Below are 20,530 nucleotides of genomic sequence, written 5' to 3' on the forward strand. Positions count from 1 at the left end.
GTTAAGAATTTATAAATATTGCGGAATGTTAATTTAAATATTCTCAAGCTTGTGGAGTCAATAGATAATTTTTGCTTATCTTTGACAAAAAATAGAACTCCTGCAAAATCCAACATCTACCATTGGGTTAGGATTCAGTATTCAGGAGATTTATTTTTATTTATTCTTCCCAATTCCCCAATTCCCCAATTCTTATGAGAGATTCCCTATCGAGCCATCTAAGAGTACAACAACATTGCCTCAATCAAGTTAAATTAGCCGTGAGAAAGCAGGGCTTTAGCAGTCAACGATCCTTAGCTAAAGAAGCTGAATTTAGTCTGGCTATTGTCAGTAACTTCCTGACCGGGAAACCAGTAGAACAAGCCACTTTTGCCCAAATTTGTCGTCGATTATGCCTCGACTGGCAAGAAATCGCCGCCCTGAATTTTCAGCTAACAGCACCCCCTCAAGACAAAATTCTGGTTAATTCTCCATCCAAGAGCGAAAAATTGGACACATTACCCCCCTATCCCAATGGGGCAGTTCCCCTTGGTTCCCCATTTTATTTAGAACGTCTTCCCCTCGAAGAACAGATAAGGCAGGAAATAAAGAAACCGGGGGCTTTAGTGCGGATAAAAGCCCCGAAAGAAATGGGCAAAACTTCCCTACTTTTGAGAATGCTCGATTTTGCCAAACAGCAAGGCTACCGCACGGTGAGTTTGAACTTAGAACAGGTAGACCAAGCGATTTTAGGTGATTTAAACCAATTTTTGCGCTGGTTGTGTGCCAATGCTGCCCGTCAACTACAGTTAAAACCACAATTAGATGAGTATTGGGATGAGGATTTAGGCAGCAAGATTAGCTGTACGGTCTATATTCAAGACTATCTCCTGGAATCGATTACCGCCCCCATTGTCCTCGCTCTCGATGAACTTAATCAGATTTTTGAACATCCCCAGGTGGCCAAGGATTTTTTACCGCTGCTGCGTTCTTGGTACGAAGAAGCCAAAACCCTACCTATCTGGCAAAAACTCCGTCTTATCGTCGTCCATTCCACAGAAATTTACGTCCCCCTGCAACTCAATCAATCCCCCTTTAACGTGGGATTCCCCGCACAGCTAAGTCATTTTAGTCTTGAGGAGGTATTGCAATTAGCCCAACGTTATCAACTCACCTGGGAAAATCAGGAAAAAGTCAAACAATTGATGGAGCTAGTAGGAGGACACCCAGCTTTGGTACAAACCGCCCTCTACTATCTCAGTCGGGAGGAAATAACTATGACGCAAATACTAACCAGTGCCACCTCCGTCACGGGGATTTATGCCCATCACCTGCGACGCCATTGGGCGGTATTAGAACAACAGCCTGAACTAGCGAAAGCCCTCGATAGAGTGATGAGCGCGGTGGAACCCGTACAATTAGACCCAATTCTCGCTTACAAACTCAGCAGTATGGGGCTACTCAAACAATCAGGAGATAAAGTAGTACCAGGCTATGAATTGTATCGACGCTATTTTTTAGAGGTGAAATCCTCTATCAGTTATCAGTAAAAAGTAAACAGTTATCAGTGAACTGATATAGCAGTTATCCTAATAGTGAGGTGCAAATTCTCTGGTTTTGGGGAACGCCGAAACTGAGGAACGGTCAACATTAGTCGGTCGTCTGGGGATGATGCCAAATCCAGTCATACTTCATCTTGATGAGAAACGCTGTAACTCGCATCTGATAACTGATAAGTAGGGAGGCACAATTATTTTTAGGATGGGTTAGCGCACTTCGTAACATGATCGGACGTTGGGTTTCATGCTTCAACCCAACCTACGTTCATCTTATATTTAATTCCACCCACCCACTTAACTGATAACTGATAACTCACATCTGATAACTGATAACTGATAACTGATAACTGATAACTGATAACTGATAAGGGAGAATCCTATGAATATGTCAATCAAAGATACTGTCCAAAATACTGTCAACGTTAGTAATTTTAGTCGCTCGCAACTCGGTCGGCCGGATGAGAACAATTTATATAAGGCAGTCGCTACAGTTACCGAGGGACATTGGCCAGAAAATCTGTCGGGATACGTTTTTATCGTCTGTCCTTTTCATAGAAAAAATGACCGTCATTTGTTCTCTGGCGAGGGTGTAATTATTAAATGGGACTTGCAAGGGAAAAATAATCAAGTTAATGTTTACAGTAAAAAACTGAAAACCTGGGATAGTTTTTGGCGAAAAGTTTTACCGATATTTAATATTATTAAAGCCAATTTTCCCGCCGTAATCAGCATTTTGGGTTGTTCAGAAATAGCGAATACTGCTATGGTTAAACTAGAAAAAGTTGCCGAAGATGAACAACTAGAAGAAACCCGATTAATTCTCACTGCCGATGCGGGACGTTACTGGGAAGTAGATCCCGTTTCCCTTGATACTATCACCCCGATTGGTTATTTTGACCAACATCTTGTTTCCGTGCCTTTGTCTTTTTTCCCCGTCCTAGAAAATACCGCTCATCCCTTCTACGACAAAAAAACCCAAGAATTTATCACCTGTGAATTAAAGCTAAAACTTGTATCGGGAGGTATGTTAAAAGATTTAGATAACTCGGTGTATATTGTTCTTTGGGATCAACAAAAACAACTTAAACCTTGGAAACTACAGGGAACTATCCTTGATGGTAGCCCCCATTCGGTTATCGTCACCGAAGATTATATCATGATTCCCGATATGCCTTTTCAGATGGGAGTAGCCAAACTATTAGGTATCAGAATCAAGCCAGAAGAAACCTATCCGAAAACTCAAATTTATCTGGTTAAACGTCAAGACCTCAAGGAAGAAGAAACCACCGTTCCCTCGCAATTAATTACCTTCAATGGCGACAGTTATCACTTCCTTTGTAATTACCATAGTACCAACGGTCAAATTCAGCTTGTGGCCATCCAAAATGCCACTATTAGTTTAACCGAAGCGATCGAAAAAGACGATATCCAACATTTTACTGGTCAGGGTTATCCCCCCGAATACCACGGCATTCCCTGGATGTTTTCCTTTGACCCCGGAGTGCTGCGCAAAGTGGTTATCGAAGATGCCAGGGTGATGAGCGAACAAGCTTTCATCCATCCGGGGTGGTTCTCTACCACTCTCTACACCGCCGACCCGCGGGAATTGGAACAGGGATACAGCGCCATTTATCAGGTTTATGCTGGTTATGTGCGCGAATTAATCTGTCGTCGTCAGTATATGGATTTTCGCGACCAAAGTAATCGCATCCTCAGCGATGCCGAACTTCCCAGTCATGACTTGCCCTCGGTATTAGCCAAGGTTCCCCTCGATAAGGATTGGAATCAGTTAACTGAACAGATTAGACAAGAAAAAAATGCCACTAATACTCATGTATCACATTTAGGTCGGGAACTACTGGATTTTTATGTTTGTCCCGATGGCTATATTTTAGATAGCATTCAGTTTATTCCCCAAGAACAGGGCTATCTATTTACGACGGTTTTAACCCCGACCAGAGTATTAGAAGCTTGGTTATTTAACCCTGACAATCTCAAGGACGGACCGATTGCTAAACTGAGCTTACCGGAAGATGTTCACTTTGGTTTTACCTTGCATTCCGAGTATTTCGAGCAAGTGCTGCCTTCTCCCCGTCCTTCCGTCTCACAGGTAAATCGAGTTCTTTCGGCCTTGCGGAGTCTTGTCTTGGTTCCCGTAGAATTTTTCTTGGGGAGACCCGCAGCCATTTACAATCGCCAAGCAAAAAATTGACACTCCCGCGCCTGGCGGGGATTCTTAAGAGACGTAAATCCTTAAAGGGTTAGCCAAAAACCCGCTAGACACTCGCTCAAAATTGAGTCTGTGCTTACTTTTAACCAAAATATTGGCACTACCATTAATATCGGCTGAAACAAGATGTCTGTTCTTTGTTTGATACAATCCCCGCTTAACCCTTCTACCAGAAAAATTCTGTTTGATGGGGTTATCGGCATTGTAAATAGGAATCTCATCTTGATCGTAAAAACTAGCTTTAGACGAATAAGACTCCTCTTGTTCACAATACTCAATTCCGTATCGAGAACACAAAGCTTTGAGCTTTTGTCTAAGTTGCCAAAAAGGTATCTGAACAAAGTTTTGATTGTTGGAACGTCCAATATTAATCTCTTGTTTAATACTTGGATTATACCCAACTACCAACTTGCCTATTTGGTGGTTCAAGCAATGGTTAATTATTATTCGAGCGGATTTATTCAAATAATCTCGAATAGAATCATTACGCCATTGATTAAGCTGTGCTTGTTGATTAGTCAACTCTTTAATGCCTTGCTTATCTTTGGCAGATTGAAGTTCAGCATTACGCTTGTTGTACCACTGATTAATGCTTTTAAGTCTTTTTCCATCAATCAAAAATTGATGCCCCTCAGTGTCAAAACAAGCTGCCAAGTTATCAACCCCCAAGTCAATAGCTATTGCTTTTTCGGAGTCCACAGATGTTTCTATTGCTTCATCCTCATAAATGTACTCGATTTCAAACCATCGAGCCGAGTATTTGGGATGTATTCGTACCTCCTTAATATTCTTGTCTTTCAGTCTTTCTGGGAGTTGGATTTTAACTTCGCCATATTCTTTTTTAAACTCTCTAGACATGGGAATTGCCAACATTCCATCTTTGAGTTTAATTCGAGGAATAATCAAAGGGAAATATCCCTCTTTAGACAAGTATTGGGGCAGTTGTGGTCTTTGGTCACATCTCCCTATACTAATTGCCTTAAGCAGTCCCAAGAAAGACCGCATACTTCTATCTACTACCTTCATCGTTTGCTGAGCAATATCGGTATTCAAAAGCCGATAGTTTTCATTAGATTTGCAAATATGGTAGTTAGATTCGTAGGTCAAACGTTTTCTTTCAGCAAAGAAATATTGCCGACATTCGTACAACGCCACATTAAAAAGATTCTTACTCAAACGACACAAAGCAGTCAGGGCATTAAATTCCTGCTGATTAAGTTGTCTAAGTTGGTTCTTTTGAGTGGCGTACATAGTTAAGATTGTTTCGCTGTATCTCTAGCATATAGCGAAACATCTTAAATGCCAAGCCGTCCTAAAAGGACGGGGTTTCAAACCCAATTTTTCGATGATTCTTCTCAACGGATACGACATTCTTGCCCAAATCTACGAAAGTGTTAACTCAGAAGTCTATCGGGCCATTCGCACCGCCGATAATCAACCCGTTATCCTCAAAATCCTCAAGCAAGAATATCCCACCGCCCAAGAACTAACCCACTACAAACAGGAGTATAAAACCATCTGCGGCCTGAACTTCGAGGGGGCGATTAAAGCCTATGGTTTAGAAACCTACCGTAGAACTCCCGTGATTATTTTGGAAGATTTCGGGGGCATATCCTTAAAAAAATGGCTAGAGGGCAAACCCCTGGCCTTAAGGGACTTTTTAAGCCTTGCACCCCGAATAGTGGCTAATTTAGAGAAAATTCACAACGCCAAGGTTATTCACAAAGATATTAATCCTGCCAATATAGTTCTTAACCCCGAAACCGGACAAATTAAAATCATCGATTTTGGCATTGCCAGCGTCCTGCGGCGGGAAAATCCGGGGCTAAAAAATCCCAACGTCCTGGAGGGGACTTTAGCCTATATTTCTCCCGAACAAACCGGACGGATGAATCGCAGTCTCGATTACCGCACGGATTTTTATTCCTTGGGCGTTAGCTTCTACGAACTGCTCACCGGACAATTACCTTTTCCAGCTAAAGATGCTTTGGAATTAGTTCACTGTCATCTGGCTAAACAACCTTTGGAGATTAATAGTCTCGTCAGGGAGAAAATTCCCCCGGTGGTGGAGGCAATCATCAGGAAACTGATGGCTAAAACCCCCGAGGAACGATACCAAAGTGCCTATGGTATTCGGGCAGATTTAGAAGAATGTTTAAGACAACTAGAAAAAACGGCTAAAATTGAGGATTTTGTCATCGCTAGGCAAGATCTAGCCAATCAGTTCCAAATTCCCCAAAAACTCTACGGTAGGGAGGCAGAAATCGCCACTCTCCTCACTGCTTTTCAACGGGTAGCCACGGTGGATAAAAACTCCTCTCACACCGAACTGATGCTAGTTACGGGTTATTCTGGTATAGGTAAAACCACCTTGGTTGGGGAAATTTATCAGCCAATTACTGAAAAACGCGGCTTTTTTATCTCTGGTAAATTTGACCAGTTTCAGCGCAACACTCCCTACGCTGCTGTGGTTAGCGCTTTGACTCATCTGGTCAAGCAACTTTTGGGGGAAAGTCAACCACAACTGGAACTATGGCGACAAAAACTCCTAAAGTCTTTGGGGACGAATGCACGGGTTATTATTGATGTGATTCCTGAACTAGAATTAATTATCGGTCCGCAACCAGTGGTGTTACAATTAGGAGCGATCGCTACTCAAAATCGCTTTAATTTAGTCTTTAAAAATTTTATTCGGGTCTTTTGTTCCCCGGAACATCCCTTAGTCATCTTTCTCGATGATTTGCAATGGGCAGACTTAGCTAGTCTTCAGTTGATAGAATTAATTATGCTCGATGACGATATCGACTATTTATTTTTAATTGGCTCCTATCGCAGTAATGAAATTAATTCCACCCATCCCCTAACCGCTACTCTCGATAAATTAGAGCAGGGGGGCATAATTATCAATCAAGTTATTTTAAAACCTCTGGGACTTGAACAGGTCAATCAGTTAATTGCCGAGACATTAAATCATTCACCAGAATATGTGCAATCTTTGGCCGCTTTAGTCTGGCAAAAAACCCACGGTAATCCTTTTTTTGTCAATGAATTTCTCAAAACTATCTACTGGGAAAATTTGCTATTTTTCCAACCAGGGCAGGAAACAACCACTAAAATCGACAATAATAGGGGCTATTGGCAATGGCATCTCGGTCAAATTCAAAGGATTGGCAGTACCGATAATCTGATTCAATTTATGATGGGCAAAATGCAGAAATTGCCCCCCGAAACCCAGGAGGTTTTAAGTTTAGCGGCCTGCCTTGGAGCAGAGTTTAATTTATATAGTCTGGCAATAATCTCTGAAAAATCACCTTCAGAACTTTTACCAATTTTAAATTATAGTAGCGAAGCTGGTTTGATTATTCCCCTCTCAGAATTAGATGAACAATTACTGATTCAAGAATATAAATTTGCTCATGATCGCATTCAACAAGGAGCTTACGCTCTCATCGAAGACAGCAAAAAATCTTTAATTCATCTAAAAATTGGTCGCCTACTTTGGGAGCATAGTTCTGTCAACGAATTATCGGAAAAGATTTTTAAAATAGTTGATCATCTCAATCTTGGTTATCAACTAATTAGCGAGGAAAAAGAACGAGAGTTAGTGGCTAACTTGAATTTACTAGCAGCCCAAAAAGCCAAAGCTGCTAATGCCCAAACTGGAGCCTTAAAATATATTAAAATCGCTCAAAAACTTCTCAAAAAATCAAGCTGGAAAAATAACTATCAACTGACTTTAAATATTTATTCTGAAGCCACAGAAATCGCCTATTTAAGTGGGGATTTTGAGCAAATGCAGTGCTGGGCTAATCTCGTATTAAAACAGGCAAAAACCACCCTAGATAAAGTAAAAGTTTATGAAGTCATTATCGAAGCTTATCTCAGCCAAAATCAAGAACTAAAAGCGGTACAAATTGGTTTATCTGTCCTCAAAAGCTTAGATTTCGAGATTCCCGAATCCTTACAATCATCAGATATTCAAAAAGAACTAACTGAAACTCGACAAAGATTAGCAGGTAAAAATATTGAGAATTTAAGTAATTTACCGCCGATAAATGAGGAAGAAAAATTAGCAATAATGAAAATAGCAAGTGCCATATTTTCTCCTGTTTATATTGCCGCTCCTCATCTCTTACCCATCCTAGTATCAAAACAGGTTAACTTATCAATTCAGTACGGCAATAGTTATCTAGCGGCTTTTACTTATGTTAATTATGGCTTAATTCTTTGTGGTCTTTTAGAAGATTGGGAAACGGGTTATCAATTTGGAAAATTGGCTTTAAACATTGCCGATAAATTTCATGCCAAAGCCCTGATGCCGAAAATAATTGCCGTCTTTTCCGCAACTATTAGTATCTGGAAAGAACCGATTAAAAATTCCCTGTCTTTGTTAAAATCTTCCTATCAAACCGGTTTAGAAATGGGCGATCTCTACTACGGAACAACCTGCGCCTATCTTTACTGTTTTCATTCCGCATTTATCGGACAGGAATTAACCGAATTAGCCCAAGAAATAGCTAACTATGATCTGGCTTTTGTTAAACTCAAACAAGAAAACCCTCGCAACTATCTAAAAATCTATGGTCAAACAGTTTTAAATCTGCTGAGGCACTCGGAAAATCCCGGTCATTTAGAAGGACAATACTATCAAGAAACTCTTATGTTACCGTACCATCTAGAGGCTAATGATCTCTTCGGTCTCTGTTCTTTATTTGTTAATAAATTATACCTTTGTTATCTATTTGGACAGTACGAACAAGCCATTGAAAATGCTAACCAAGCCCAAAAATATCTGGTAGGAGCTACCGCCACTTTCTTGATTTCTCTGCATAATGTCTATGATTCCCTCGCCCATTTAGCTATTTATAATCATCTGGACAATGACCAAAAACAGCAAGTATTAGAACGAGTGACGAATAATCAGAAAAAGCTGCGGGAATGGGCTAATCAAGCCCCCTCTAACTATCTCCATAAATTTTATTTAGTGCAAGCGGAAAAGGAGCGGGTACAGCAATCCTATCTAGAAGCCATAGAAAATTATGATCTAGCCATCGCTAAAGCCAAGGAAAATGAATACATTAATGAAGAGGCACTGGCTAACGAACTAGCGGCGAAATTCTATCTCGATTGGGGTAAAGTAAAAATTGCCAAAACCTACATCAATGAAGCTGCTTATCTCTATTCTCTTTGGGGAGCAACAGCTAAAGTCAAAGATATAGAAAGCAGTTATTCTCAGTTAATGGTCAATAATTATGGTTACAATTACCAGACCGAAACTAGGAGAACTCCCACCAGAAAAAATTCAGTTAGTCATGCGGGAGAACTGTTAGATTTAGCCACGATTATGAAGGCCTTCCAAGCCATTTCTAGCGAGATAGTTTTAGATAAATTACTCGCCACCCTGATGAAAATTCTCATCGAAAATGCTGGGGCGCAGCTGGGCTATCTTATCCTAGAAAGTGGCGGACAACTATTGATCGAAGCCTCCGGTTCGGTGCAGGAAGATGGGGTGACAGTCTTTAAATCTAATGCCATCGAAGAACATCTTCCCGTCTCAATTATTAACTATGTAGCCCGGAGCGGTCAAACCGTTCTTAATGACGATGCTGCCCATGAGGGCAATTTTAGCAATGATTCCTATATTAAAACCCATCAAACCAAATCCCTGCTCTGTTCGCCCCTCCTCGACCAAGGACAACTGCGGGGAATTGTCTATCTAGAAAATAATCTCACCGTCGGGGCTTTTACCCAAGAAAGATTGGAAGTGCTGCAACTGCTCTCCAGCCAAGCGGCGATCGCAATTACTAACGCCAAACTCTACGCCGAAATCAAAGCCAAACAGAGACAACTAGCGCAATTTTTAGAAGCGATGCCAGTGGGGGTATTCGTCCTTGATGCTGGCAGTCAACCCTATTATGCCAATCAAACCGCCCAAGAGATTTTAGGAAAAGAGATAGTTAATATCACCACGGCTAATCAGTTGGGGGAAACCTATCAGTTATATCAAGCTGGAACCGATCGATTGTATCCCACAGAATACCATCCGATTGTCCGAGCTTTAAGGGGGGAAAAAAACACGATGGATGATCTAGAAATTCACCAAGGAGAGAAGATTATTCCCCTAGAAGTGTATGCCACGCCCGTTTTTGACGAAAAAGGAGAAATTATCTATGCGATCACCGCTTTTACCGATATTACCGAACGAAAACAGGCGGAAGCGGAACGGATTCGCTTTACCGAAGAATTAGCCGAGTATAGCCGCACCCTAGAACAGAAAGTGCAGGAGCGCACCCTAGAACTCAGCCAAACCCTAGAAATTCTCAAGGCCACCCAAGCAGAATTACTGTTTGAAAATGAACTGCTCAGAAGTAGCGAAGAATCTAGCACCTTTGACTACCAAGTGGGGGGCAGTTTACCCATGGATGCCCCCACCTACGTGGTCCGCGCCGCCGACCGTTATCTCTATAAAGCCCTCAAACGCGGCGATTTTTGCTATGTCCTCAATCCCCGTCAAATGGGCAAGTCTAGTTTAATGGTACGCATGATCGACCACCTCCAACACGAGGGGGTCTGTTGCGCTCCCATTGATTTAACCCGCATCGGCAGCGAAAATGTCACTCCCGACCAATGGTACAAGGGGATAGCCTTCGAGTTAGGGCGACGTTTTGGACTGCTCAAAAGGGTCAATCTCAAAGCTTGGTGGCAAGAACGGGAAGATGTCTCGGCAGTACAGCGCTTGGGCGAATTTATCGAAGAAGTGTTATTGCTGGAAGTGGGGATAGTGGACGGTTCTCCCCCGAAACCGATCGCGATTTTTATCGATGAAATTGATAGCGTTTTGGGCTTAAATTTCGCGGTTAATGACTTTTTTGCCCTGATTCGTTCCTGCTATAACCAGCGTGGTTTTAACCCGCTCTATCGGCGTTTGACCTTCGCTTTCTTCGGTGTTGTCACCCCCTCCGATTTAATTACCGACCACCAAATCACTCCTTTTAATATCGGTCATTCGATTCAATTGGAGGGTTTTAAGGAACACGAAGCCCAGCCTTTACTGCGCGGATTGGCCGAGAAAGTTAGTAACCCGCAAACTGTCTTAAAAGAAGTCTTTGCTTGGACAAACGGTCAACCTTTTCTGACCCAAAAACTCTGTCAGTTAATTCGCACCGCTGCCGCACCGATTCCCCCCAATGGTGAGGCCCTCTGGATTGAGGACTTGGTACAGAAGAAGATCATTGACAATTGGGAAGCTCAGGATGAACCGGAACATCTGCGGACTATTCGCGATCGGCTTCTCAACAGTCATCGCTCCCAGTTGCTCCTGAGACTCTATGAACGGATTTTAAGGGAAAAAGAGGTGATTGCCGAGGATAGCCCTCCAGAAAAAGAGTTACTTTTATCGGGGTTAGTGATCAAAGACGAAGGCCGGCTGCGGGTCCATAATCCCATCTATCAAGCAATCTTTCACCTCCATTGGCTGGCCCTGGCAAAATCAACCTAAGACTAAATCCTGTTTAAAAGGTACAGGATAGTGGGAAGTTGTGGAACAATACCCAACTGGGTTTTTAAAGTTGGATTGGGAGTTAATCATGGTATTAAAAACAGATTTGCTATTACACCAAATCCAGTTCTTAAAGACTGATTATCTAGGGTTTGCGGCAAAAAGTTTTTCCTGGGGGTAGGGTGTGGGGTGTGGGGTGTGGGGTGTAGGGTTTTACCGATTTTCAGGTGGTCAACTACCTAATTTTCAGGGAAAAAGTACCTCAATTTCCCCCCGATCACTCCAATGGTAGGCACTTTTTGAGGGAAAAAAGTCTAAAAGTCTTACCCAACAAGGTTTTTAGATTTATTCAGCAAGCCCTAAATATTTATTAAATTGTAGCGTAGGATACTTTGACCCCACTAAACACTATTGGCTATTCTGCTAGATTGAATTGCACGGAGTTTTTCAACGCAAACCATCTTGATCCAATCCTGACGATTCATGTTCTGCAATTGACACTCTACATCTATGCTTCCTAGTAACTCCGGGGGAAAATCAAGATTAATTTGTTGCTTAACCTGAAAATTACCTGTGAAATGCTCAGAGACATCTTTCCCTAGATGTGCTTGTTGAGCAATTTCCTCAATATCTTTAATTTCAGTTGACTGTTTCCTCATAGCTTTTGCGCTCCTGTTTAGTTGATTTCCAAGCGGTGACAACCCAAATGTAATCACCGACTTCATCGACTCTGTATTCTACGATGAATGTTGTTAACGTTCCGCCCGCAAAGCCAACAATCCGATATTGTTCTGGCTGCTCAGAGCGTTGGTCTTCGATGTAAGGTTTGTAAAGCAGATCGTTTAACCGAGTGAAGTCAATGTCACGTTCTGTTAAAACTCGCTGTCGTTTGGCTTCATCCCATTGAATACGCATGAGATACCCGAAATCAATGGAGAAAAATTGTTTTCACCCACTCTATACTAACCTATCGCTCCCGAAGGCGAGGGACTAGGGGGAGAAGAATGTAAAGATTTATTAAATTGTAGCTTTTAATACAGTTGTGGGGGGGGGAGTGTGTATCGTTTTGTCATCTGCCTTTGGTGTTGGGTTGGGCTGTTGCTTGACCTGGCTGCGAGGGGGGCGATCGCAAAATTTAGTTTTAGTTATGGAGTCGTAAAAGTTTATGAAAAAAACTTTGATAACGGTAGCCCTGTTAACCTGTTTTTCTTCTTGGGTTCCAGTTAACGCCGCCATTATACCTGTAGGAACAAAAATTAAATGGGAACGAAACGAAATAAAATCGGAGCAAACAGTTCCTGCTGGGGCAAAATATAAAATAATCAAAGAGGACGGATCGACTTTTGAAGGGGTTACATCTACCGAATTTACATTTAAGAACCAGAAAAAAACTTCAAGTTCTAGTATTGCAACTGTCGTAGTTGTCGTTGGAGATCCTTTGGTAACTATTGAAGGTTATCAGAACCTTAGTGATCTGACTGTTACATATGACTTTACTGGCTTGAACACGGCCATACCTGAATTCACTTGGTATTCAGTTGATGTTTCGTATGAAGGTTTGTTTTCTTTGGATATTGACGTTCCTTCAGATCCACTATCAGGTCCTTCTACCATCACAAGATTTCAATACGACTTTTCTGGATCTTCTAGCCTACCAATTGCCATCGAGAAATCTTCTGGTCTTGCGGTAACTTTAGGAGATTTTAGAGTTCGTACTTACTCGCCCACACCTTTATCATCATCTGTTAGTTTCTTAGGACCACTTGAAGGCATCTGGGATGTATCATTGCTAGAAGAACTCGTAACCCCAAATTTCCAGATTGCGCCAGATTCAGTGTCCGATCCACAGCCAATCCTTGAAGTAACGGACAAAGACGGTCTCTTCAAGTCTGTACCAGAACCTTCTTCCATCCTGAGTTTCCTCGCTCTCGGCACTTTAGGCGCAGCTTCAACCCTCAAGCGCAAACTGAAGCTATCCAAATCCACCGAAAAAGAAACCACAAAAGTAGGCTAAATTGCTTACAAAAATACCATAAATGCCCCTTCATTCAGTCAGTTGAGGGGGGTTATTTTTCCCTTTGTTGACTTGATTAAATACCTTGAAAATCGATAGGAATCGCACTATAGCAAAATGACAAAACCTTCCTGAGTAAAATGTTTATCATGGGTCAACATCTCGATAATTTCCAGTTCTCGCATCGTCTGCATAGAGATACAATCAATGAGACCATATTCTTTGTCAGGACGATTTTGGTAGAGAGTTAGACCTGCTAAAAATGATTCATGAGTTTGGTGGACTACCTGAATATTGGGATTTTTGATTATTCCTTGAACCAGTTGACAAGCACGTTGTCGCATCTGACTCCCGTAAGCTGAAAAAAAAGTCAAAGTTTCTGCTAAAACTTCTTCAGTTGTCACGAGACAAAATTGTTCTAATCTGCGAGTAATAGCAATTACTTGACCCTGCCAATTATCCCTAGGATTGATGGATGCTGTCCAATAAAATGTATCAGCAAAGATAGTTCTCATGAATCGCTTTTAGGAATACCATAGATATAGTGGTCATGTTCTTGTGCGCCGTCCCTCGGCAAATTGTTGATTTCTGTTTCGGTCATGCCGGCTGTAATATTTTCAAAAAGTTCGAGAAGCGATTGGGCCGTTGTCTTGCTGGATTCTTCTTCTTGTTGATGCCAATGGGATTGGATGGCTTGTTTTATAGCATCAATGACTGAATCTAAAGAATTTCCTTCTGCTATATATCCTTCAATTTCAGGACTGTAAGCAGAATATTTTCCTTCTCTCTTTTCTATTTCAATACTGACTTTTGATTTCATCGCTCACCTGTTTAAATTAAATAAATATCTTAACTCAATTGTAATTTGTAGGAATGGAGATTCGCCAACTGCGTGAATCGCTCGTTAGGGAGAGTGCGATCGCTCTGTCACGAGTAGGGTGCGTTCCCTGATGCAATCCTTGTTACTCCATCGTTTGATCATGGGGAACGCACCATCTTTAAGTTAACCGAGCCGTATTGACTCCCCTGCCATCACTCCGGCAATTTGTCGGTGCAACTGTTCTAAATTTTCTGCCGGTTCAAGGCAGCATAACCCTTGACAAATTAACCCAAATGTGCTAAGGGGCAAACTGGCATCGACTCGATACACCGCAGTGGGCAAATAGCGACTTAACAGCGGCTCGATCGAGCTTTCCGGGGCGCGCAGACAGAAACCGTGACGATAGTGATCGAGGGCGACAAATAAACTGGGGCAAGCGGTGGGGGACTCTTCTAGGATGGTACTAAAAGATTGCAAGGCCTTTTGGGCCCGATCGAGATATTCTAGATTTTCCGTCAATCGCGACAGACGCACTAAATTAGCGATCGCAATTCCGTTGGCCGAAGGGGTGGCATTATCCGTATAGCCCCGTTCCCGCACGATCAAATCGAGACTATGATCAGAAGCGGTATTAAAATATCCTCCCTCATCCTTGGACCAAAACCAGCGATCGAATTCCCCTTGTAGATCGATAGCAGCCTCTAACCAGCGAGTTTCTGGGGGATTAGCCGTTTGCAAGTCCAGTAAAGCCTTAATAAAATAGGCAAAATCCTCCGATTGGGCTAAAACCGAGGCCTGACCCTGATAATTCAAGCGCTGAAAACGTCCATCTAACCACTGATGCTTGAGAATAAACTCGGCCGCTTGACTAGCCATTTGCCAGTACAAAGGTTCGCTAAAGACGGCAAAGGCCCGGGCCAAACCAGAAATCATCAAACTATTCCAAGCGACGATCATTTTCGTATCCGTTACCGCCGGAATCCGTCCTGGCCAAGAAACGGTTTTCGCCTCTTGATTGTCTCTGGCCGGGGGAAAAAGAGCTAATTGGGACTGAGAACTGCCATAACGCCGAATAAATAACTTATCGAGCATATTTTCTATCTCCGACCATAATTCTCCCCCTTGCCGACGTTGCAGGACATTACGACCCTCAAAATTCCCTTCGGCAGTGACGGTAAAATTAGCTTGCAGCAGTCCTAATTCCTCGATCGAGAGATAATCCCTTAACTCTAAATCCGACCAGACATAAAAGGCTCCTTCCTCCGGTTCTCTATCCGTGGCATTCTCAAAACTATCGGCATCTTGGGCCGCATAAAAATAGCCTTCTGGGGCGGTCATTTCCCGTTTTAGCCAGTTAACCGTGCCTTTAATCCCTCTCTCAAAGGCCGCTTCTCGATAACCCGCACTCCACAAATTGGCTAAATATTCGACAATTTGCCCGTTATCGTAGAGCATTTTTTCAAAATGGGGAACTGTCCACGTCGAATCCACCGTATAACGATGGAATCCTCCCCCTACATGGTCATAGATTCCCCCCAAGGACAGATCTTCCCCCCGTTGATAGGCCGCTTGCCGGAGGGAATCCTCAAAATCGTCACCAAAGCGACTGCCCTGCAAAGCCAGATTAGAATAGGGAATCATCGGAAAACTGGGCCGACCGTAGTTATTGGGATTAACCTGAATCACCGCCGTATTTCTCTCGATTCCTGTGGCTAAAAGGGAAGGAGCGGCTAAATTGGTCTCTGATCGGGGTAAAATAGCCGATTGACGCAGTGCGCCCAGCATTTCGGCCGTAAATTTGTTTAATTTGTCTTTTTCCTCGTCATAATAACGACGTATCGATTGCAGCACTTGCAGAAAACCGGGCCGGTTAAAGCGCGGTTGCACGGGAAAATAAGTACCACCATAGAAGGGAATTAAACTATCGGGTGTTAGGAAGACATTCAGAGGCCAACCCCCTTGACCGACCATCATCTGCAATGCTTGCATATAGATACTATCGATGTCCGGTCTTTCCTCGCGATCAACTTTGATCGGCAAAAAATACTGATTGAGATAATCGGCAATGGCCTGATCGGAAAAAGCTTCTCCTTCCATAACCGTACACCAATGACAGCTAGAATAACCGATCGAGAGAAATATCGGTTTATCTTCTCTCCTGGCAATTTCTAGGGCGCTGTCACACCAATACCACCAATCGATCGGGTTTTCGGCGTGTTTTCGTAGGTAAAGACTTTCAGATTCAGCCAGATGATTAGTCATGGGAAAAGGGGGATGGCTCTCTTGAGTTTTGTGTTAAAATAGTACAACAGGATACACTATAGCAGGAGATGACTATGGGCATCCGATTTAGATACCCTACTTCATTCGACGAATCGTGTAGCTGAAGGGATAAATAATAAAATCAAACTGATTAAAAGACAAGCTTACGGTTTTAGTAACTTTGAAAATTTTCGATTACGATGATTTGCCGCTTTTGATGATTAGAGAATCCTATCACACTGGGAACAAGAGAGCCTAGTAAATTTTACGGAATTCATCGATAATTAAAAATACGGGTAAATCATGGAAAGAATGTTAAAACGAGTTCAATAATAACAACCTACAAAACCCCTATGAGTTACCAGATCAGGCGAAAATTCATTGTCATTCTCGGACTCGTGATTTTGAGTTCCTGCGGGAGCAGCGATCCCCGTGCCAACGGCATCGAGGTTAAATTTCTCGTCGGGAGCGCCCTGAAAGATTTCTGCGATCAGGCTGCGGAGAAACTAAACCGACAGAATCCGAAACTAGAGAACGGTAAACCCTACTATCTCAAGTGCGAAGCCAAAGGAAGCGGGGATGTGGTTTCCGATGTAGTCTCTCTTGCGACCCAGTTAAAACAGGGAAGTTTACCAGCCGATGCGCCGGACTTTCCCACCCTGATCTCCGTCGATGGCGAGATTTATCAGGCTCAACTGCAATCGCAGGTCGCCGCCCTATTTCCAGGCCAGAACTATATTCCAGGGGTCGCCGATGCTGCTCTATTAACCTCCAGCCCGATGGTCTTTATGGTTCCCTCGGACTTAGCCCGGGGGGTGCGACAACAAAGCGACCTTTATAAATCCCTGCTCACGGCGAAAACCCATAAAGATCTCGCCCCCGATAACCAGAGCTTACCGCTTTATTTCGTCATGGGCGCACCGATCCGCTCTAACTCGGGGTTACAGAGTCTCGTTGCTCAATTCGCCGCAGTATCTGGAAAACGTCCCGAAGACCTAACCGTTAGCGACGTACAGAAGTATCAACCGAAAGTGCGGGAGATCCAGAGTAAAATCACCCGTTACGGGGTTTCTACCGGACAAATTGCCAACGACATGGCGAAAAACGGCCCGTTCTGGGCTTCGATCGCCTCCGTGTACGAATCCTCGGTGATCGAGGCCAACGCAGGGCGCGGGGGTACAGGAACACGCTTCGAGGCGATTTATCCGAAAGCCACCTTCACCTCGAATATGCGGGCGATCCTACCGAATGCACCCTGGGTGAGTACCGATGAAAAAGCCGCCGCCGAAAAAACGATCGAGTTTCTCCGCAGTACCGAGGTGCAGAAAATCGCTACCGAACTCGGATTGCGGCCAGGGGTTCCGGGGTTAGAACTCGGGACGAAATTCTCCGCCGAGTACGGGGTCGATCCGAACGCTCGCTATGACTCCCTGCGATCGCCGAAACCGGAGGTGGTGGAGGCGATGTTACAGTCTTGGCGGGAATACGCAAAAAAACCCTCCCTCGTGGTCATCGTTGTTGATTCTTCCGGTTCCATGCTGGGAGATAAACTCCCCTCGGTTCAAAGTACCCTGAATAGCTATATCAACAGTTTGGGAGAAAAGGAAAAAGTCGCCCTGATTGATTTCGATTCGGCGATTCGTCCCCCCGTGCTGGTAGATGGAACCCCGGCGGGCAAAGAGCGAGGACTACAGTTTGTTTCCGGTCTGCGAGCGGAGGGGGGAACCGCACTCTACGATGCGACTCTCTACGCTCGGAATTGGTTAGAACAAAATCTCCGCCCCGATGCGATCAACGCGATCGTCGTACTCACCGACGGGGAGGATTCGGGATCGAAACACCCCCTCGATTTCCTCGCTCAAGAATTAGCCAAAAGCGGTTTCGCCTCCGATAAACGCGTCGCCGTCTTCACCATTGGCTACGGGAATGAAGGGGAATTTAACCCAGAAGTTCTCAAAACGATCGCTGATAAAAACGGTGGATACTACCGTAAAGGCGACCCCGAAACGATCTCCACGGTGATGGGGGATTTGCAATTAGAGTTCTAAACCCTATGGTCAAACTAACCAATCCTTTTGATTACCCGCTCGCGATCCTAGTCGGGGGAATTGTTCTCGTGGCGGGAGTTCGGTTCCTGAAAACCCCGAATCTCGTTATCCTGCCCACCGCCGCCATCGTCGCCACCGCCACCGCAATGTATTGTAAATCCAGAAAACCCGACCCCGAAAAATCGGCGCAACGGGAAGTGGAAAGGGAATTAACTAACCTAAAAGCCTCAGTCCAAAGTTTAGCCGAGAAAGCGGAGGCCGTTCGTCGCGAGGCGGGTCAACTGTTGGGTCACGAAGCGGATTATCTAGAGTTATTGGTTCGCATAGAGGAGTCCTGTAGTTCGATCGCCGATATCCCGCACCGGATCGAAGAACTAGAGCGACGATTACCGCGCTCCGCAGCGGTTCTATCCCTCGCTAAACTAGAGGCGGACTTAGATTCAGCCCGCGCTCGCCTCACCAACAGTACCGGAATCGCCCGCCAACAGGCTGGGGAATTGGTGGAGAGTTTAGAGAGAAACCTAGAACTCGTCAGAACCAGCGGATCGGTTAATCTAGCTAAACTATTAAACCTACGGGTAATGATCGAGAACACTGCGGGCATCCTACAGGAATTGCAGAATAAAATCCGGCTATCGAGTCGTCCCAATAGGGAGCGGGTTCGAGAGGTGGAGGAGTTGTGCGATCGATTGCGAAGCGCAGGGAGTAACTTGGACATTTTAACTCATTAATCTCTAGAGGTTTTGCATATTAAAGAGGTACACTTTCAGCGGTGAAAACTTGATTAGGTAACGATTTTCCTCCTCACTTCTGTCTTTTAACTCCTGAATTCTGCTATATGATAAATACCGCCAAGAAGAAAAAAAAATTATGGCTATCCTCCCTAATCGCCCTAGTCTCGTTGGGATTAGCTTACATTCCTATCCCCGGATTAGAAACGAGAATAGTGATCGTCACTGGAACGGAATTAACGGAACCCCTCACGCGACTAAAGGAAGACTTCGAGAAAAAAAATCCCGACATTGCGATCGAGATTAAAGAACAGGGATCGCAGGATATAATTAATAAATTCGTGGACGAGAAAAATGATTTTAAACCCACGATTCTCATTCCCGCCGACGGTGAATTACTGACGGAATTAAAAACTCGCCTTTCGACCCGGGACGGGGGCGATCCCTTTTACGAGACCCCGCGCCCGATCGCCAAAACGCTTCTCGTGGGTATCGCTTGGCTGGAACGGGGAGACGCGCTCTTTCCTGACGGCCGTTTCCGTTGGGAGCGAATTCAACGGGCGATGGAGGCGGGAAATTGGGCAAAAATGGGCGGGAGACCTGATTGGGGAAGTTTTGATTTTCTCATGACCGATCCGACCCGTTCCCATAGCGGCCTGCTGACTCTTTTCCTCTGGTCCCGGGCGAACGGTGAGGATTTAAATTCTCCACAAACTACAGAGCTTTTTAAAATCATTCAAAAATCGCTGTACCAACCGCCTCGATCAACCGATATTCTTTTGCAGGAATTCATCACCCGCGGAGCCAACGACGCAGACGTGGCCACGGTATACGAAAGTATCGCACTTTACCGTCAGAAGCAGTCGGGAGCAAATCAAATAGCTCCCTATCGCGTATACTACCTCGATCCGAACGTGGAGATCACCCCAACCGCGGCGATTATCCGTCGAGATACCGATGGGGAACAGCGGCGGGCGTCCGTAAAATTCATCGATTTTCTCCGCACAAAAGAACAACAACAAGTTTTTGTCCGCTACGGTTTCCGTCCCGTCATCGGGGGGATCGATATTATGTCCGTGCCAGAAAACCCCTGGAGCCAAAATATTCAGAGAATAGAGGTGAATCCATCGGTTACTCTAATTCAATCCCCCAATAGTCGGACAATAGCGGAAATTCAAAGACTGTGGGAGCGAGCAAACTAGCTTTCTCATTTACTTTCTTTTTAACACAAACGTCAAGCCGTCCTAAAAGGACGGCTTTTTAAACTATAGCTTGTTAACTTAACTTTTATTGTGCTATACTGATTTTATCTAAGTACCCCCTGCGTAAAATGTTTGTCTTAGAGTTTAAAGTTAAAGCTAAAACTCAACAGTATCAAGCGATAGACGA

Annotated in this window: 13 protein-coding genes and 1 pseudogene; 8 read left to right on the forward strand and 6 right to left on the reverse strand. The window is 43.9% G+C overall.

The window, feature by feature from the left end; translation table 11 throughout:
- Window positions 1–194 precede the first annotated feature (194 nt).
- The gene (locus tag IM322_RS21050; RefSeq protein ID WP_287677199.1) at window positions 195–1,529 is read left to right on the forward strand and encodes an AAA-like domain-containing protein; all 1,335 of its coding nucleotides are present in this window, start codon (window positions 195–197) and stop codon (window positions 1,527–1,529) included.
- A 388-nt stretch (window positions 1,530–1,917) separates the two neighbouring features.
- Window positions 1,918–3,750, forward strand: coding sequence for a carotenoid oxygenase family protein (locus tag IM322_RS21055; protein ID WP_287677196.1), 1,833 nt, complete (start codon window positions 1,918–1,920; stop codon window positions 3,748–3,750).
- Window positions 3,751–3,774: 24 nt separating this feature from the next.
- Here the strand turns inward: IM322_RS21055 and IM322_RS21060 are convergent, their stop codons facing one another.
- Window positions 3,775–5,019, reverse strand: a complete 1,245-nt coding sequence (locus tag IM322_RS21060) for an RNA-guided endonuclease InsQ/TnpB family protein (protein WP_287677194.1) — start codon at window positions 5,017–5,019, stop codon at window positions 3,775–3,777.
- A 94-nt stretch (window positions 5,020–5,113) separates the two neighbouring features.
- On the opposite strand from IM322_RS21060, the gene IM322_RS21065 reads away from it, so the two are divergent.
- A complete protein-coding gene (locus IM322_RS21065; protein WP_287677192.1) occupies window positions 5,114–11,266 on the forward strand; it encodes an AAA family ATPase in 6,153 nt (2,050 codons plus the stop codon).
- A gap of 401 nt (window positions 11,267–11,667) precedes the next feature.
- Here the strand turns inward: IM322_RS21065 and IM322_RS21070 are convergent, their stop codons facing one another.
- Window positions 11,668–11,925, reverse strand: a complete 258-nt coding sequence (locus IM322_RS21070) for a hypothetical protein (protein WP_287078306.1) — start codon at window positions 11,923–11,925, stop codon at window positions 11,668–11,670.
- Complete coding sequence (locus IM322_RS21075; RefSeq protein ID WP_052275984.1) at window positions 11,906–12,181, reverse strand: BrnT family toxin; 276 nt, start codon at window positions 12,179–12,181, stop codon at window positions 11,906–11,908. The genes IM322_RS21070 and IM322_RS21075 overlap by 20 nt, the downstream gene beginning before the upstream one ends.
- A 250-nt stretch (window positions 12,182–12,431) precedes the next feature.
- Here IM322_RS21075 and IM322_RS21080 point away from each other — a divergent pair, with 250 nt between their 5' ends.
- Window positions 12,432–13,280: a PEP-CTERM sorting domain-containing protein gene (locus IM322_RS21080; RefSeq protein ID WP_253882651.1), complete on the forward strand. Its 849-nt coding sequence runs from the start codon at window positions 12,432–12,434 to the stop codon at window positions 13,278–13,280.
- A gap of 107 nt (window positions 13,281–13,387) precedes the next feature.
- On the opposite strand, the gene IM322_RS21085 is transcribed toward IM322_RS21080, so the two are convergent.
- From IM322_RS21085 to IM322_RS21095, 3 genes are all read right to left on the reverse strand, one after another.
- Window positions 13,388–13,795 (reverse strand): type II toxin-antitoxin system VapC family toxin, encoded by a 408-nt coding sequence (locus IM322_RS21085; RefSeq protein ID WP_287677188.1) that lies wholly within the window; start codon window positions 13,793–13,795, stop codon window positions 13,388–13,390.
- Window positions 13,792–14,100: a type II toxin-antitoxin system HicB family antitoxin gene (locus IM322_RS21090; RefSeq protein WP_287078921.1), complete on the reverse strand. Its 309-nt coding sequence runs from the start codon at window positions 14,098–14,100 to the stop codon at window positions 13,792–13,794. The genes IM322_RS21085 and IM322_RS21090 overlap by 4 nt, the downstream gene beginning before the upstream one ends.
- A 183-nt stretch (window positions 14,101–14,283) precedes the next feature.
- On the reverse strand, window positions 14,284–16,362 hold the full coding sequence (locus IM322_RS21095; RefSeq protein ID WP_287677186.1) for a thioredoxin domain-containing protein: 2,079 nt from the start codon (window positions 16,360–16,362) through the stop codon (window positions 14,284–14,286).
- A 102-nt stretch (window positions 16,363–16,464) separates the two neighbouring features.
- Between IM322_RS21095 and IM322_RS21100 the strand changes: the two are divergent.
- The 4 genes and pseudogenes from IM322_RS21100 to IM322_RS21115 form a co-directional block, all read left to right on the forward strand.
- A pseudogene (locus IM322_RS21100) lies at window positions 16,465–16,566 on the forward strand (transposase); the annotation flags it as partial.
- Between the two features lie 149 nt (window positions 16,567–16,715).
- Entirely contained in the window at window positions 16,716–18,410 is a 1,695-nt protein-coding gene (locus IM322_RS21105; protein WP_287677184.1) for an extracellular solute-binding protein, read from the forward strand.
- Between the two features lie 5 nt (window positions 18,411–18,415).
- Entirely contained in the window at window positions 18,416–19,141 is a 726-nt protein-coding gene (locus tag IM322_RS21110; protein ID WP_287677182.1) for a hypothetical protein, read from the forward strand.
- 107 nt (window positions 19,142–19,248) lie between these two features.
- A complete protein-coding gene (locus IM322_RS21115; RefSeq protein WP_287677180.1) occupies window positions 19,249–20,343 on the forward strand; it encodes a substrate-binding domain-containing protein in 1,095 nt (364 codons plus the stop codon).
- The last annotated feature ends 187 nt before the right edge of the window (window positions 20,344–20,530 follow it).

Origin of the sequence: Microcystis sp. M109S1 (assembly GCF_020247025.1) — a bacterium.
GTDB lineage: Bacteria > Cyanobacteriota > Cyanobacteriia > Cyanobacteriales > Microcystaceae > Microcystis.

Bases quoted from the DNA above. Each gene is read 5' to 3' on its own strand.
- IM322_RS21075 (WP_052275984.1), bottom strand. From the start codon at position 12,181: ATGCGTATTCAATGGGATGAAGCCAAACGACAGCGAGTTTTAACAGAA.
- IM322_RS21090 (WP_287078921.1), bottom strand. From the start codon at position 14,100: ATGAAATCAAAAGTCAGTATTGAAATAGAAAAGAGAGAAGGAAAATAT.
- IM322_RS21050 (WP_287677199.1), top strand. From the start codon at position 195: ATGAGAGATTCCCTATCGAGCCATCTAAGAGTACAACAACATTGCCTC.
- IM322_RS21110 (WP_287677182.1), top strand. From the start codon at position 18,416: ATGGTCAAACTAACCAATCCTTTTGATTACCCGCTCGCGATCCTAGTC.
- IM322_RS21070 (WP_287078306.1), bottom strand. From the start codon at position 11,925: ATGAGGAAACAGTCAACTGAAATTAAAGATATTGAGGAAATTGCTCAA.
- IM322_RS21060 (WP_287677194.1), bottom strand. From the start codon at position 5,019: ATGTACGCCACTCAAAAGAACCAACTTAGACAACTTAATCAGCAGGAA.
- IM322_RS21085 (WP_287677188.1), bottom strand. From the start codon at position 13,795: ATGAGAACTATCTTTGCTGATACATTTTATTGGACAGCATCCATCAAT.
- IM322_RS21055 (WP_287677196.1), top strand. From the start codon at position 1,918: ATGAATATGTCAATCAAAGATACTGTCCAAAATACTGTCAACGTTAGT.
- IM322_RS21080 (WP_253882651.1), top strand. From the start codon at position 12,432: ATGAAAAAAACTTTGATAACGGTAGCCCTGTTAACCTGTTTTTCTTCT.
- IM322_RS21115 (WP_287677180.1), top strand. From the start codon at position 19,249: ATGATAAATACCGCCAAGAAGAAAAAAAAATTATGGCTATCCTCCCTA.
- IM322_RS21065 (WP_287677192.1), top strand. From the start codon at position 5,114: ATGATTCTTCTCAACGGATACGACATTCTTGCCCAAATCTACGAAAGT.
- IM322_RS21105 (WP_287677184.1), top strand. From the start codon at position 16,716: ATGAGTTACCAGATCAGGCGAAAATTCATTGTCATTCTCGGACTCGTG.
- IM322_RS21095 (WP_287677186.1), bottom strand. From the start codon at position 16,362: ATGACTAATCATCTGGCTGAATCTGAAAGTCTTTACCTACGAAAACAC.